We start from the raw sequence: 14,503 nt of genomic DNA on the forward strand, positions 1-14,503 counted from the left end.
GAGATGACACCTGTCATGCCCGAGGGCGACACCCGTCATGCCACCCCCTGACAACGCACACTGCCCGCGCGCCCGCCCGATCCCTAACTTTGCCCTCATGAACGGCAACGTGATCGAGGTCGAGGACCTCCACTATCGCTACGGCGAGTTCGCCGCGGTGCGCGGGATCGACTTCACCGTACGCCGCGGCGAGACCTTCGCCCTGCTGGGCACCAACGGGGCAGGCAAGACCACCACCCTGGAGGTGATCGAGGGCTTCCGCAAGCCCGCGCAGGGCCGGGTCCGGGTGCTCGGGCTGGACCCGCACGCCGACCGCTACCAGGTGCAGGCCCGGACCGGCGTGATGCTGCAGAACGCGGGGCTGATCGAGGAACTGACCGTGGCCGAGACCCTACGGCTGTGGCAGCGTTTGTCCAGCCGCACCGACCAGGTGACCACCGCACTGTCCAGAGTGGACCTTGCGCATCGGTCGGACGTCCAGGTGGACAAGCTCTCCGGCGGTGAGCGGCGGCGGCTGGACTTCGCCATCTCCACCTGGGGCGCGCCCGAGCTGGTGGTGCTGGACGAGCCGACCACCGGCCTGGACCCCGAGTCCCGGCAACGGCTCTGGGCCAGGGTCGAGGAGCTGAAGCAGTCCGGCAGCACCATCCTGCTCACCACGCACTACCTGGAGGAGGCCGAGGCGCTGGCCGACCACGTGACCATCATGCACAACGGGATCGCGCAGATCTCCGGCACGCTGCACGAGGTCCTCTCCGGTCGCCCGGCCACCATCACCGCCGACCTGCCACCACACGCCCCCGCGCTGCCGCCACTGCACGGATCGACCACAGTGGACGGTAGCAGGATCAAGGTGGAAACCCTTGCCCTGCAAACGGATCTGACCACCCTGCTGAACTGGGCAGGCCAGCACCGGCTGGAGCTGGAGAACCTCAACGCGAGCCCGGCCTCACTGCACGAGGTCTTCCTCGCGACCTCGGAGAAGGGATGACCGGCATGCGTGCCGCCGTGCTGCTCGGCCTGACCGAGCTGAAGTTGCTGCTGCGCAAGAAGATCAACGCGGCATCGGTGCTGGGGGTGCCGGTGGCGATGTGCGTGGTGGCCTATTCCAACGACCGGCCGGACACCGCGGCCGGCTGGGGCTCGATGTTCGCGCACAGCTTCATGATCGTGCTACTGGTGTCCACCTTCCTGGTCAGCACCACGGTGTTCACCGCCCGCCGCCAGTCCCTGGTGCTCAAGCGGATGCGCACCGCGGAGATCACCGACGCGGCCCTGATCGCCGGCATGGTCACCCCGCTGATCGTGGTCACCCTGGCCCAGATGCTGGGCTACCTGGCCTTCTGCGTGGCCATCGGCGCCCCCCTGCCGGAGAACCCGCTGCTGGCCCTGGGCGGCATCCTGCTCGGCGCGGCGATCGCCCTGCTCGCCGGCGCGGCCACGGCCAGTCTCAGCTCAAGTGTGGAGGTCACCCAGATCACCGCGATGCCGCTGCTGGTGGCCGCGCTCGGCGGCATGATCGCCACCTTCGCCGACTCCGACCTGGCCCGCACCCTCGGCATGCTGATGCCGCTGAACGGGCCGACCGACATGCTGGCCAAGGGCTGGGGCGGTGGAGGCGCGGGCATCCAGCTGCCCGAGATCGCCCTGATCCTGCCCGCCGGGATCGCGCTGTCGGCGGTGGTCCTGGGGGTGATCACCGTCCGGTTCTACAAGTGGGAACCACGCTGATCACCGGAAAAGGAACGCCCGTGCGCCTGGAGGGGTCGCACGGGCGTTTTCCGTTTCAGACTGCCAGATCAGGCAGGCACAGCCTGGTCCTGCACCAGCTCGGCCGCTGGCCGCTCGGTGGCCAGCAGGATCGAGTCCAGGATCTCCCCGACCCGCACCGCCGTGTTGGACAGCAGGGTCGAGGTGATGCCATGGCTGGCCTCGGTGGAGCCCTGCAGGTAGATCCCGGCCCGCACACTGTCCTGAGTGGACACCCGGTAGTCCCGGTCCACCCGGAGTTCGCCGCGCTCGTCCCGGTGGCAGTGCTCGCCGAGTTCGCCCAACAGCGACAACGGGTCCACCGGCCGGTAGCCGGTGGCGTAGACCAGCACGTCGGCCTCGATCACGCTCAGCTCGCCGTTCGGCAGGAACCGCAGCACCGCGCGGACCCCGTTCGGCGTGGCGTGCACCTCGGTCAGCCGGGAGATCTTGTGAATGTGCATGCGGTGCACACCCCGGACCTTCTCCTGGTACACCCGGGCGTAGAGCTGGTCGATGAGGTCCATGTCCACCGCGGAGTAGTTGGTGCCGCGGTGGTAGTTCAGCAGCATCCGCTTGACCTCGTCGCTGGCGGAGAAGAAGTAGTCCACCGCCTCCGGGTCGAAGATGCCGTTGACGAAGGCGCTGTCATCGGCGGGGGCGTAGCCGTAGCGGGCGAACACCGCGTGCACCTGGGCGTCGGCGTAGCGCCGGTGCAGGTACTCGGTGGTCTCCGCGGCGCTCTGCCCGGCGCCGACCACGATGAACCGCTTGGCCGCGGACTCGGGCAGCTCCTCCAGCCGGTGCAACAACTGCTGGTTGTGCCAGACCCGTTCGGAGACCACGGCGTCCGCAGGCAGGTTCGGCCGCAGACCGGCGGCCAGCACGATGTTGCGGGCGCGGTGCTCGGTCAGCTCGCCGTCCTTGCGCACCACCACGTCGAAGTAGTCGATCACGCCGTCGGCGGTGTGCACCGGGCGCAGCTCGACCACCTCACTGCCGTAGGAGGCCAGGTGCTCGAACCGCCCGGCCACCCACTCCAGGTAGTCGTGGAACTCGACCCTGGTCGGGAACAGCATCTTGTGGTTGATGAAGTCGGCCAGCCTGCCCTTGTCCTGCAGGTAGCACAGGAAGCTGTGCGGGCTGGTGGGGTTGCGCATGGTGACCAGGTCCTTGAGGAAGGAGACCTGCATCGTGGTGTCCTCGATCAGCATCCCGCGATGCCAGCCGAACCGCGGCTGCTTCTCGAAGAACACCCCGCGCAACTGCCGTTGGTCCGGCTGTTGCTGGTTGCGCTCCTCCATCGCCACGGCCAGCGCGAGGTTGGACGGGCCGAACCCAATGCCCACGAAGTCCAGGACCGGACTATCTCGTTCCTCGGTCGCAGTCGACACGCTTGCCCCTTCACTGCCGAGCCACGGCACTGGAAACTTAGGTTAGCCTTACCGAAACAATCAGACGGGCCCCTGTCAAGTTCACAACGCCCAGATGCCGCGCAAGACACAGTCGCCCCGCCCAGGCTAGGTGTTTAGCCTAACCTAAGTTAGCGTTGCCTACCAGAACTGTCCGATCTTGAGTGGTGGAGGACGCCGGTGCCGCTCGAAGCGCCAGCCAGACAGGACAACGGGCAGCTCACGGTCGATCTGGTGGCCGATCCGCTGCTCGTGGCGACCCGGCTGACCGAGGCGGGACTGAGCGAGACGCACGTGCTCTACGAGCGCTCCGGCGAATTCGCGGTGGCACTGGGCGCGGCGGCCCGGATCACCGTCACCCGCACCGAGATCACCTTGGTGGCGGGCGACTTACGCCGCACCCTGCCCTGGCAGCGCACCCCGCTGGAACGCATTGGCGAACTGCTCGCCCAACTCCCCTTCACCGGCTGGCGCGCCTACGGCTGGGCCGGGTTCGAGTTCGCCTACGCGCACGCGGGCCTGCTGGACCAGGTGGGCGATGATCCGTTGCTGCACTTCGTGATCCCGGCTGTGGAGGCCCGGCTGACCGAGGGCGCCGCGGTGGTCACCGGCACCGATCCGGCGCTGCTGGCCAAGGTCGCCGCGCTGCTGGCCGAACCGGTCGCCGAACCCGCCTACGAAGCGGTGCCGGTGGAGCTGGGCGAGGCGGGCGCGGAGCAGTACCGGGCCGCGGTGGCCGGTGCGATCGAGGAGATCCGGGCGGGCCGCCTGCAGAAGGTCATCCTCTCCAGAGTTGTCCCGGTGGAGCAGCCGGTGGACCTGGCGGGCACCTACCTGGTGGGCCGCCGCCGCAACACCCCGGCCCGCTCCTTCCTGCTCGACCTGGGCGGGATCCGGGCCGCCGGGTTCAGCCCGGAGACGGTCCTCGAAGTGGACGCGCACGGCCGGGTCACCACCCAGCCGCTGGCCGGGACCAGGGCGCTGACCGGTTCCGCCGAGGAGGACCGGCGCCTGGAGCAGGACCTGTTGCGGGACAGCAAGGAGATCTACGAGCACGCGATCTCGGTGAAGGTCGCGCACGACGAGCTGGCCGAGCTGTGCCGGCCGGGCAGCGTGGACGTGCACGGGTTCATGTCGGTGAAGAAGCGCGGCAGCGCCCAGCACCTGGCCTCCACGGTGACCGGCGAACTGCCCGCTGGCGAGGGCCCCTGGGGAGCCTTCGCCGCGCTGTTCCCCGCGGTCACCTCCACCGGCGTGCCCAAGCGCGCGGCCTACGAGACCATCGCCCGGCACGAGTCCGAGCCGCGCGGGCTGTACAGCGGCGCGGTGTTCCGCGCGGACAGCGACGGCACCCTGGACGCGGCGCTGGTGCTGCGCACGGTGTTCCAGCGCGCGGGCCGGACCTGGCTGCGTGCCGGGGCCGGCATCATCGAGCAGTCAGATCCGGACCGCGAGCTGGAGGAGACCTGCGAGAAACTCCGCAGCGTCGCCCCACACCTGGTGCGCGGCAACTAGTTCGTCGGCCAGGGCCGCTGTTCCGGTCGCAGCTGCTCGAACGCGCGGGCCAGCCGCAGCACCCCGATATCGTCGAAGCGCTTGCCGGTGATCTGCACGCCGATCGGCAACCCGTCCGCGCTGTAGCCCGCGTTGAGGGACAGCGAGGGCTGGCCGGACATGTTGAACGGCACGGTGAACCCGATGTGCTCGAACGGCTTCGCCGGATCGTCCACCGGTGAGGCCTGTTCGGCGCCGAAGGAGACCACCGGGCAGACCGGGCTGAGCACGAAGTCGTACTCGCGGAAGGCCCTGGTGGCCGCCGCGCTCATCACGTCCATCTGGGCGAAACCGCGGTACACCGCCAGACTGTCCACTTCGGACCCGTCAAACACCCAGTCCCTGATGTAGGGCAGGATCTTCGCGATCCGTTCCTTCGGCCACCCGGCCAGGTCCGCGGCGAACCTGGTGCGCCAGAACCGATCGAGCCCGTCCAGGACCTCCTGGGTGAGGAACGACCGCACCGGGGTGACGATCGCCCCGGCCGCCTCGAACGTCGCCGCCGCGGCCCGCACCGCTGCCAGGACCTCGGGTTCGACCGGCAGTCCGGCGCCCGCCTCCTCCTGCAACCCGATCCGCAGGCCCTTGACCTCGATGTCCAGTTGCCGCCACGGGATCTGTTCGGGCGGCAGGCTCCAGTAGTCGCGGTCGTCGGGCCGGGCGAGCACGGACATGAGCAGCGCCGCGTCGGCCACGGTGCGGGTGATCGGTCCGGCGACCCGGCCCAGGAACGGCGGATCCACCGGCACCCGCCCGAAACTCGGCTTGTGCCCGACCAGTCCGCACAGTCCGGCGGGCAGCCGGATCGAGCCGCCGATGTCGGTGCCCACGTGCAGTGGCCCGTACCCGGCCGCGGCGGCCGCGGCGGCGCCCGCGCTGGAGCCGCCGGGGTTGCGGTCGAGTCGCCACGGATTGCGGGTGAGCGGGTGGAAGCTGGACAGGCCGGAGGTGAGCATGCCGAAGTCCGGCATGGTGGTCTTGGCCAGGAACACCGCGCCCGCCTCCCGCAGCCGGGCCGCGGGCGGCGCGTCCACCGGCGCTGGCGCGAGTTCGGTGGCCGCGGTGCCCAGCGGCACCGGCACGCCCTCGGTGGCGATGTTCTCCTTGATAGTGACCGGCACACCGTCCAGCGCACCCTGTGGTTCACCGCGCCGCCACCGCTGTTCGGCGGCCTTGGCCTGGGCCAGCGCGGTGGCCGGATCGGGGGCGTAGAGGGCCTGGAGGTCGGGTTCCCAGGCGCCGATCCGGGCGAGCACCGCCTCGGTCACCGCCACCGGGGACAGGTCGCCGCTGCGGTAGCCGTCCAGTAGTTCGACGGCGGTCAGGTCGGGCAGTTCCGTTGCCATACCGGGGTTTCCTCTCAGCTCGCCGGCGGGTCGAAGCGGCCGTCGACGGCGGTCCAGCCGCCGTCCACGCTGAGCACCGAGCCGGTGACGTAGCTGGCCGCGTCCGAGGCCAGGTACACCACCGCCCCGGCCAGCTCCTGCGGCTTGGCCCACCGGCCGAGCGCGTTCTTGTCGGCGTACGCCTGGTACCACTCGGGACTGTTCTTGATCTGCTGGGTCAGCGGGGTCTCCACCACGCCGGGCGCGATCGCGTTCACCCGCACCCCGGCGGGCCCGAACTCCGCGGCCGCGGTGCGTAGCAACTGCACCATGCCCGCCTTGGTCGCGGCGTAGGCGCCCTGCCCTGGTTCCACGGTGACCGCGCGGATCGAGGAGAAGGCGATGATGCTGCCGCTGCCGCGTTCGACCATGGCCCCGCCGAAGGCCCGCACCACCTCGAAGGTGGCGGTCAGGTTCAGCGCGATCACCCGGTCGAATTCGGCGCGGGTGTAGTCCAGCAGCCGTTTGCGCACGTTGACCGCTGCGGTGAGCACCACGATGTCGATCTGGCCGAGACTGGCCGCCGCTTTGGCCAGCGCGTCGGAGTCCAGCACGTCGAGCCGGACCGCGCTGGCGGCCGGGCCGATCAGTTCGGCGGTTTCCCGTGCGGTGACCTGGTTGTAGTCCGCGCACACGACCTTGGCGCCGTGCGCGGCCAGTGCCCGCGCGGACTCACGGCCGATGCCGCTGCCGCCGCCGAGCACCACGGCGGTCTTGCCGTCCAACCGGAACAGGCTCGAATAGTCCATGGTGGACACTCCTCACTCTGGCCGAATCACTCTGGGTCGAACCGGGCCAGCGATCGCGCCAGGCTCGGCGCGGCCGCGATCAGCCCTGCGGTGTAGTCCTGTTGGGGCGCGCCGTAGACCCTCGCCACCGGTCCCAGCTCGACCAGTTCGCCGTGGCGCAGCACGGCCACGGTGTCGCAGACGTGCCGCACCACGCCGAGGTCGTGCGAGACGAGCACCAGGGTCAGCGCGTAGCGGTGCACCAGGTCGTCGAGCAGGTTGAGGATCTGCGCCCGCACCGAGACGTCGAGGGCGCTGACCGGTTCGTCGGCGATGAGCACGCTGGGGTTGGGCGCGAGCGCGCGGGCCAGGGAGATCCGCTGCCGCTGCCCGCCGGAGAACTGGTGCGGGTAGCCATTGGCGGCCTCCACCGGCAGGCCGACCGCGGCCAGCAGCTCCGCCACTCGTTCCTTGCGGCCCGGAATCCGTTGCACCACCAGGGGTTCGCTGATGATGTCGCCGACCCGCAGCCGCGGGTTGAGCGAGCCCATCGGGTCCTGGAACACCAATTGCAGTTCCCGGCGCAGGAAACCCAGCCGCCGCTCGGGCAGCCCGGTGATCTCCTTGCCCTGGAACCGGATCGAGCCCGCGGTGGGTTTGTCCAGCGCGGCCAGCAGCCGCACCAGCGTGGACTTGCCCGACCCGGATTCGCCGACCACGCCGAAACGCTGCCCCGCCTCGATATCGAAGGACAGCTCGCGCAGCGCCGGGATCTCGGCGCCGGGCCGCAGCAGCGAGGTGCGCGCCCGCCGGTAGGTGCGGCGCAGGCCACGGACCTGGATGAGGGGTTCAGTCATCGCCGTGCCAGCTGATCGTGCGCAGTTTGCCGTGCTCGTCGAGTTTCTCCAGGTCCGAGGCGGCCAGCAGGCCCTGGGTGTAGGGGTGCCGCGGGCTGGTGAACAGGCCGGGCAGCGGGCCGGAGTCCACCACCTTGCCGCCGTGCATGACCAGCACCCGCTCGCACATGTCGGCGACCACGGCCAGGTCGTGGGTGATGAACAGTAGCGCGGTGCCGCGTTCCTCGGTGACCGCGCGGATCAGCGCCAGCAGCTTGGCCTGCACGGTGACGTCCAGCGCGGTGGTCGGCTCATCGCAGATCAGCACCTCGGGGTCGTTGGCCAGGGCCATCGCCAGCAGCACCCGTTGCCGCTGCCCGCCGGACAGCTCGTGCGGGTAGGCCCGTGCGGTGATCGCCGGATCGGGCAGCCGCACCTGGTCCAGCAACTCCACCGCGGCCGCCCTGGCCGCCCGGCGGGTTCTGGTGCGGTGCAGGGTCATCGTCTCGGCGACCTGCCTGCCCACCCGCATCGCCGGGTTGAGCGCGGTCATCGGCTCCTGGAAGACCATGGCCAGCCGCCGCCCGCGCACCCTGGCCAGTTCCCGCTCGCGCAGCCGGAGCAGGTCACCGTCCACTCCGGACAGTCGAACCGACCCGCTGGCCCGCACTCCCTCGGGCAGCAGCCCCATCACCGCGGCCGCGGTCATCGTCTTGCCGGACCCGGACTCGCCGATCAGCCCGACCCGCTCACCCCGCGCCACCTCGAAGGACACCTCACGCACCAGTGCACGGTCCACAGTGGACACGGTCAGCTCCGCCACCCTCAGCACGCTCATCCGCGGCCCACCAGCCTCGGGTCGAACCGGTCCCGCAGCCCGTCCCCGAGCAGGTTGAACCCCAGCACCGCCACCGCGATGGCGATCCCGGGCGCCACCGCCAGTCGCGGTTCCACCGAGAGCAGCTCCTGGGACTCCTGCAACATCCGGCCCCAGCTCGGCGTCGGCGGCCGGGTGCCGAAGCCCAGGTAGGACAGGGCCGCCTCGGCCAGCACCGCGATCGCGAAGGACACCGAGCCCTGCACGATGACCAGGCCGCCGATGTTGGGCAGCACGTGCCGCACCGCGATCCCGGTCCGCCCGCGCCCGGCGGCCCGCGCGGCCAGCACGAACTCGGCGGCGCGCACCTGCGCGGTGGCCGCCCTGGCGATCCGGGCGAACCCTGGCACGGTGGCGATGCCGATGGCGATCATCGCGGTGCCGGTGTCCGCGCCGAAGACGGCGCCGAACATGATGGCCAGCAACAGGGTCGGGAAGGCCAGCAGCAGGTCGTTGGCCCGCATCACCAGTTCGTCCAGCCAGCGCGGCCCGAGTGCGGCCAGCACGCCCAGCGGGGTGCCGAGCAGCGCCGCCGCGCCCACCGAGACCAGCCCGATGAGCAGTGTGGTCTGCGCGCCGACCATGAGCTGGCTGACGATGTCCCTGCCGAACCGGTCGGTGCCCAGCCAGTACTCCGGCCCCGGCCCGGCCAGCCGCAGCGTGGCGTCCACCATGGTCGGATCGTGCGGGGTCCACACCAGGGACAGCAGCGCGGCGCAGCCCACGAGTCCAATGAGGACGGTCCCGGCGCACAGGCTGGCCGAGCGGCCTTCGCGCGCGCTCACGTGGCCTGCCGCAGCCGAGGGTTGAGCACCGTGTGCAGCACGTCCACCGCGAAGTTGACCAGCAGCACCGCGCACACCAGCACCATCACCACGGTCTGCACCACCAGCAGGTCCCTGGCCGCGACCCCGTCCAGCAGCAGGCTGCCCAGTCCTGGCAGCACGAACACCCGCTCCACCACCACCGCGCCGATCAGCAGCGTGCTGAGCTGGAGGCCGAGCACGGTGAGCACCGGTCCGGCGGCGTTGCGCAGCCCATGCCGCAGCAGCGCGCTGAACCTGGTGTGCCCCTTCGCCCGCGCCGTCCGCAGATAGTCCTCTGTGGACACATCCAGCACCGCGGAGCGCACGTACCTGGTCAGCACCGCGCCCTGCACCAGGCCCAGGGCCAGCGCGGGCAGCGCCAATCCGCGCAGGAATTCCAGTGGATCCCGCACCGGCGGTGTCCAGCCCCCGGCGGGCAGCAGCTGCCAGCGCACCGCGAACAACTGCACCAGCAGGACGCCGGCGATGAACCCGGGCACGGCCAGGCCGAGCTGGCTCAGCCAGGACACCGCGACCCCGCCTGCCCGCCGCCGCGCCACCGCCGCGTACACCCCGGCTGGCACCGCGATCAGCAGCGCCACCAGCATCCCGGCCCCGACCAGCCACCCGGTCACGCCGAGCCGGTCCAGCAGCTGCGGGCCGATCGGTTCCCTGGTCACGTAGGAGCGGCCGAACTCGCCGGTGACGAACCCGCCGAGCCAGTCCAGGTACTGGGTGAGCGGCGGCCGGTCGGTGCCGAACTCGCGCCGGGTCTGTTCGACCAGCTCGGGCGAGGCACTCAGGCCCAGCGCCACCTGGGCCGGGTCACCGGGCAGCACGGCGAGGAAGGCGAACACCACCACCGACGCGATCAGTGTGCTGACCAGCAGGATCGCCGTACGCCGGGCCAGTCGCGGCAGCATCGCCGCGGTCACTGCCTGCCCAGCCGGGCGAACTCGAAGGACTCCCCGATCTCGTTGCGCGGCAGGCCGCTCACCTTGGTCCGGGCCACCACCAGGTTGGGGAAGACGAACAGCCAGCAGGCAGCCGCGTCCCTGGCGATGGTCCGGGCGACCTCGCGCATCAGCCGGTTCTGGGTGTCCGGATCGACCTGGTCGGCCCGGTCCAGCTGGGTGCGCACGGCCGGGTTGTCATAGCCCCAGTAGTAGTTCGGGTTGCCGAAGCTGTCGATGTCGCGGGCCTCGACGTGCTGCACGATGGACAGGTCGAAGTCGTGCTCGGTGAACACCTGTTTGAGCCACACCGAGGGAAAGTCCACCGGCTCGATGCCCACGGACACGCCGACCTTGTCCAGGTAGGACTTGATCACCTGGGCCGAGGAGATCGCGTACGGCAGGTTCGGGATGCGCAGGGTCAGGTTCAGCCCACTCACCCCGGCCTCGCGCAGCAGTTTCCTGGCCTGGTCCGGATCGTAGGGCGTGACGCCGGTGAGGTCCTCGAACCACGGGTCGGTCGGCGGGACCATGCTGCCGATCAGCACCCCTCGCCCGGCCCAGGCCAATCGCAGCAACGCGGCCCGGTCGATGGCGTGGGTCAGCGCCCGGCGCACCCGCACATCCGACAGCGGCGCCCGGCGGTTGTTGAAGGACAGCACCACCTCGCCGTTGGTGGTGCCCTCCAGCACGGTGAACCGGCGGTCCTGGGTGAACTGCGGGATCGAGTCCGGCGCGCCGACGGTGGAGATCACGTCGATGCCGTTGCTCAGCAGCGCGTTGTTCAGCGCGGTCGGATCGCGGAAGTACTTCAGCTGCACGGTGGTGTAGGTCGGTCGTGATCCCCAGTAGCCGTCACGGGCCCGCAGCACGATGGAATCGCCCCTGGTCCGGGAGAACACCTCATACGGTCCGGTGCCCACCGGCCGGGTGCCCAGCTCGTTGACGCCGGTCGGGGTGAACATCGCGCCCACCCGCCCGGTCATGGCGAACAGCCAGCCGTTGCTCGGCCGGTTCAGCACCACCCTGGCGTGCAGCGGGGAGAGCACGTCGACCTGGCGTAGAACGTCCATTGTGGACTTGAGGGAGACCGCCCAGTCGGTGCGCACCCGCTCCAGGCTGAACTTCACGTCCTCGGCGCTGAACGGCGCCCCGTTCGCGAAGCGGACATTCGGCCTCAGTCGGAAGTCGTAGACCGTCCGATCGGGACTCACCGTCCACGATTCGGCCAGTCCCGGCGCGATCCGGCCCCCCTCGTCCCGCTTCACCAGACCCTCGTAGACGTTGCCGAGCAACACCTGTGGGATGGCGGCCCCGTCGGTCCTGGTGAAGTCGAAGTTCTGCGGCTCAGCGGTGAAACCGATGCTCACGGTGTTCGGATCAGCCGGTGCGGTGGCCAACTCACCCGCTGAACATCCGGCGAAAACGACGCTGAGGACGAGAAGCGACGCGACCGCGCGCAGTCCGCTGGATGATCGTCGCATGTCGGCACACTACGGCTTTCACCGACCGTTGGCCGCCCCAACGGGTGCAAATCCGCACTGAGTCCGGTGGTGTGTGTCATCCCGGGTTAGCTTGCGCAGAGAACGCGTTGTCAGTACTGGGGTAGGGAGGTTCGAACGTGGAGGGCAACGCACCAGTACAGCTCGCCCGGCGGTCCACACCGCCGAAGCCCGGCACCGAGGTGCCGCTACTGGCCTTCGCACCCCGGGTCGGCCTGCAACTCGGCCTCCGCCCGGTCCTGCTGTTCTTCTCCGGCGGTCTGCGCCTGCGCGCCGAAGCCTCCGTCGATGGCCGCAGCCGGCTCCGCGTCCTGGGCTTCCACCTGCTGGCCGATCACCCGCACCTCGGCAAGGTGACCATCACCCGGACCGAACCGGACTCGGCCCCCACCAGCCTGGTGGACACCGGCGGCACCGAGGCTCCGGGAGTGAGCGCGCTGGTCCTGCACTGCGCGGTGGACATCGAACGTTCCCCCGGTTCCGGACGGCCCCTGCACCTGCGGACCTCGACCCCGTTGCAACTGGTCGGCCGCGCCCGGACCTTCCCCCCGGTCAGCGAACCATTCCGATCACAGCGAACGGTCGAGCTGCACCAGCCAGGCGAGTCAGCCCCGATCGGCCTGCTGGAGCCCTTCCGCGTCAACCTCGGAGGCTGCTGACCCGCCCCACCCACTTGGCCAAACCCGCACGCCCAGTTGGGCAAACTGGGACGCCGAGTTGGGCCAAGTGGGACGCCCGGTTGGGCAAACTAGGCGTGCGACTTGGGCCAACTCGGCGTGCGGGGCGGGGCGGCCGCGGTGACCTCGACGCCGGTGCCGTGCACGATGAGCCTGCCCTTGCCGCGGCGCTTGGCCGAGTACATCGCGGCGTCGGCCAGGCCGAGCAGCTTGTCCGCGGTCAGGTCGTGCTCGAACACGGTCAGGCACACCACGCCGATGCTCGCCCTGGCCACGTGTTGCTGCCCGGCGATCGCGTACGGCACCTGCAACGCGGACAGCACCCGCTCGCCGACCTCTTCCGGCGGATGCTCGGTGCCATCGAGCAGCACGCCGAACTCGTCCCCGCCCAGTCGCGCCACCGTGTCGGTGGCGATCACGCAACCACGCAGCCGTTCGCCGACCGCGCGCAATACCGCGTCCCCTGCGGCATGTCCGAACCTGTCATTGACGGCCTTGAAGTCGTCCACGTCGATGAACAGCAGCATCAGCGGCCGGTGCTCGTCGATCCGGCTGCGGATCGCCCCGCTCAGCCGTTCCCGGAAGACGACCCGGTTGGCCAGCCCGGTGAGCGAGTCGTGGTAGGCCTGGTATTCGAGTTGCCGCTGGCTGTCCTGCAGGCGCTTGAGCAGCTGCATGTTGTCCGTGGAGGTCAGCAGCTGGCGGACCATGATCAGGCCGACGCAGAACAGTCCCAGGTAGACCTGCCAGATCCCCAGTTGGATGCCCAGCGCGGTGCCGATCGCGATGAACACGCCGGTGATCACCAGCGGCACGTACGGCACCACCAGGTGCAGGTAGTCCCCGGCCTGCAGCCTGCCAGGGTCCCGCCCGGCAGGCCCGCGCTCCACCGGCGCCCACGGCGCCAGCGCGAAGATCAGGGTGCCCGCCATGAACCCGACGTCCGCGATCGGCGGCACGTGCCCGGTGCCCTTGGAGATCAGGTAGGCGAACAGCCAGCCGGAGGCGGACTGGCAGGCGAAGGCCACGCTGAGGAAGACCACCGGCAGCTGCCGCGCGGTCTGCCGGACCCGGGACAGGGTGGCGACCACGCCGAGCAGCACCACGTAGGCGGCCGGGTGCACCAGCAGGGTGATCATGCCGGGACCGCTGCTGAACCAGGAGCGGGGCGCCCCGCTGGGGATGGCCGAGGCCACCCAGAACAGGAAGGACAGCGAGCCGAGGATGATCAGCGCGTCCACCAGCAGCATCGCGCCGCCGTAGCGCCGCTTCGTCACCGGCGCGGCCACCTCGGAATGCTCACCGCGGGCCAGTTCGACCACCCCGGCCATGGACAGCAATGGCGCCATCACAAAGGCGGCCGAGGCCACAATCGCGATTGTCCGGGTCATCCCGACCACCGAGCCCACGGTCAGCGCCGCCAGCCCGAAGGCCAGTCCGATGCTCGCCGCGGCCATCCAGTTCCGCCACCGCCGGCCGACCCCGGTGCGACCGCGGGCGGTCCAGGAGTACCCGAACACCGCGAACAAGGCCGCTACCAGCTGAAACGCCTTGTCCGTGATCATCGACGCCCAGGGGGACAAGATCCCCGAACTGGTGACGACCACCAGCAACGACAACCCGGCCAGGGTCGTCGTGGTCAACACACGGAACGTTCGCGCGGCCATTGCTCCCGCTGTCGACTAAAGCGGCGGATATGCAGGGACCGGACCACTGTAGTAATAGCCGCCAGAACTGTCGACCTGATCGGGTGACAACGGCACCCCTGACCGGCAATGTGCAACATGCACTCTGCGTTTTTCGGTCAATGAATTCAATGCACTAAAGGGCACAAGCAAGGCCCAAATGCGAAAAAGCTTCCGGCCCCGGGGCGAACCCACGAGGCCGGAAGCCTTCTCAAATTTAGTTCGGCGGCGTCCTACTCTCCCACACGCTCACGCATGCAGTACCATCGGCGCTGGAGGACTTAGCTTCCGGGTTCGGAATGGGACCGGGCGTTTCCCCTCCGCCATAACCACCGAAAC

General features: G+C 70.0%; 13 protein-coding genes and 1 rRNA gene. 4 read left to right on the top strand and 10 right to left on the bottom strand.

From position 1 onward, the window contains the following. Nucleotides 1–97: 97 nt before the first annotated feature. Nucleotides 98–991, top strand: a complete 894-nt coding sequence (locus tag ACTOWY_RS38370) for an ABC transporter ATP-binding protein (RefSeq protein ID WP_441314498.1) — start codon at nt 98–100, stop codon at nt 989–991. Beyond that, entirely contained in the window at nt 988–1,731 is a 744-nt protein-coding gene (locus ACTOWY_RS38375) for an ABC transporter permease (protein ID WP_441314499.1), read from the top strand. Before ACTOWY_RS38370 ends, ACTOWY_RS38375 begins: the two co-directional genes overlap by 4 nt. Nucleotides 1,732–1,799: 68 nt before the next feature. Here the strand turns inward: ACTOWY_RS38375 and ACTOWY_RS38380 are convergent, their stop codons facing one another. Then, nucleotides 1,800–3,143 (bottom strand): lysine N(6)-hydroxylase/L-ornithine N(5)-oxygenase family protein, encoded by a 1,344-nt coding sequence (locus ACTOWY_RS38380; RefSeq protein ID WP_441314500.1) that lies wholly within the window; start codon nt 3,141–3,143, stop codon nt 1,800–1,802. Between the two features lie 198 nt (nt 3,144–3,341). Between ACTOWY_RS38380 and ACTOWY_RS38385 the strand changes: the two genes are divergently transcribed. Next, nucleotides 3,342–4,676 carry a salicylate synthase gene (locus ACTOWY_RS38385; RefSeq protein ID WP_441314501.1) on the top strand — a complete coding sequence of 445 codons (1,335 nt, stop codon included), beginning with the start codon at nt 3,342–3,344 and terminating at the stop codon, nt 4,674–4,676. On the opposite strand, the gene ACTOWY_RS38390 is transcribed toward ACTOWY_RS38385, so the two are convergent. The 7 genes from ACTOWY_RS38390 to ACTOWY_RS38420 are packed head-to-tail and all read right to left on the bottom strand — an operon-like array spanning nt 4,673 to nt 11,784. Further along, nucleotides 4,673–6,061: an amidase gene (locus tag ACTOWY_RS38390; protein WP_441314502.1), complete on the bottom strand. Its 1,389-nt coding sequence runs from the start codon at nt 6,059–6,061 to the stop codon at nt 4,673–4,675. The two genes, ACTOWY_RS38385 and ACTOWY_RS38390, sit on opposite strands and share 4 nt — an antisense overlap. A gap of 14 nt (nt 6,062–6,075) precedes the next feature. Then, complete coding sequence (locus ACTOWY_RS38395) at nt 6,076–6,849, bottom strand: SDR family NAD(P)-dependent oxidoreductase (RefSeq protein WP_441314503.1); 774 nt, start codon at nt 6,847–6,849, stop codon at nt 6,076–6,078. 26 nt (nt 6,850–6,875) lie between these two features. Further along, on the bottom strand, nt 6,876–7,685 hold the full coding sequence (locus tag ACTOWY_RS38400; RefSeq protein ID WP_441314504.1) for an ATP-binding cassette domain-containing protein: 810 nt from the start codon (nt 7,683–7,685) through the stop codon (nt 6,876–6,878). Next, nucleotides 7,678–8,502, bottom strand: coding sequence for an ABC transporter ATP-binding protein (locus ACTOWY_RS38405; RefSeq protein WP_441314505.1), 825 nt, complete (start codon nt 8,500–8,502; stop codon nt 7,678–7,680). The genes ACTOWY_RS38400 and ACTOWY_RS38405 overlap by 8 nt, the downstream gene beginning before the upstream one ends. Continuing rightward, nucleotides 8,499–9,326: an ABC transporter permease gene (locus ACTOWY_RS38410; protein ID WP_441314506.1), complete on the bottom strand. Its 828-nt coding sequence runs from the start codon at nt 9,324–9,326 to the stop codon at nt 8,499–8,501. Before ACTOWY_RS38410 ends, ACTOWY_RS38405 begins: the two co-directional genes overlap by 4 nt. Next, on the bottom strand, nt 9,323–10,270 hold the full coding sequence (locus tag ACTOWY_RS38415; protein ID WP_441314512.1) for an ABC transporter permease: 948 nt from the start codon (nt 10,268–10,270) through the stop codon (nt 9,323–9,325). The genes ACTOWY_RS38410 and ACTOWY_RS38415 overlap by 4 nt, the downstream gene beginning before the upstream one ends. A gap of 8 nt (nt 10,271–10,278) precedes the next feature. Beyond that, nucleotides 10,279–11,784 carry an ABC transporter substrate-binding protein gene (locus ACTOWY_RS38420; protein WP_441314507.1) on the bottom strand — a complete coding sequence of 502 codons (1,506 nt, stop codon included), beginning with the start codon at nt 11,782–11,784 and terminating at the stop codon, nt 10,279–10,281. A 137-nt stretch (nt 11,785–11,921) separates the two neighbouring features. Here ACTOWY_RS38420 and ACTOWY_RS38425 point away from each other — a divergent pair, with 137 nt between their 5' ends. Further along, on the top strand, nt 11,922–12,461 hold the full coding sequence (locus tag ACTOWY_RS38425; RefSeq protein WP_441314508.1) for a hypothetical protein: 540 nt from the start codon (nt 11,922–11,924) through the stop codon (nt 12,459–12,461). 89 nt (nt 12,462–12,550) lie between these two features. On the opposite strand, the gene ACTOWY_RS38430 is transcribed toward ACTOWY_RS38425, so the two are convergent. Then, complete coding sequence (locus tag ACTOWY_RS38430; RefSeq protein WP_441314509.1) at nt 12,551–14,122, bottom strand: diguanylate cyclase domain-containing protein; 1,572 nt, start codon at nt 14,120–14,122, stop codon at nt 12,551–12,553. Nucleotides 14,123–14,384: 262 nt separating this feature from the next. Continuing rightward, a 5S ribosomal RNA gene (gene rrf, locus ACTOWY_RS38435) occupies nt 14,385–14,501 on the bottom strand. Between the last annotated feature and the right edge of the window lie 2 nt (nt 14,502–14,503).

Source organism: Crossiella sp. CA198, from assembly GCF_052078295.1.
Taxonomy (GTDB): Bacteria; Actinomycetota; Actinomycetes; order Mycobacteriales; family Pseudonocardiaceae; genus Crossiella.

Coding starts and splice junctions, on each gene's coding strand:
- ACTOWY_RS38370 (WP_441314498.1), top strand. CDS start 98: ATGAACGGCAACGTGATCGAGGTCGAGGACCTCCACTATCGCTACGGC.
- ACTOWY_RS38375 (WP_441314499.1), top strand. CDS start 988: ATGACCGGCATGCGTGCCGCCGTGCTGCTCGGCCTGACCGAGCTGAAG.
- ACTOWY_RS38390 (WP_441314502.1), bottom strand. CDS start 6,061: ATGGCAACGGAACTGCCCGACCTGACCGCCGTCGAACTACTGGACGGC.
- ACTOWY_RS38395 (WP_441314503.1), bottom strand. CDS start 6,849: ATGGACTATTCGAGCCTGTTCCGGTTGGACGGCAAGACCGCCGTGGTG.
- ACTOWY_RS38400 (WP_441314504.1), bottom strand. CDS start 7,685: ATGACTGAACCCCTCATCCAGGTCCGTGGCCTGCGCCGCACCTACCGG.
- ACTOWY_RS38405 (WP_441314505.1), bottom strand. CDS start 8,502: ATGAGCGTGCTGAGGGTGGCGGAGCTGACCGTGTCCACTGTGGACCGT.
- ACTOWY_RS38415 (WP_441314512.1), bottom strand. CDS start 10,270: ATGCTGCCGCGACTGGCCCGGCGTACGGCGATCCTGCTGGTCAGCACA.
- ACTOWY_RS38420 (WP_441314507.1), bottom strand. CDS start 11,784: ATGCGACGATCATCCAGCGGACTGCGCGCGGTCGCGTCGCTTCTCGTC.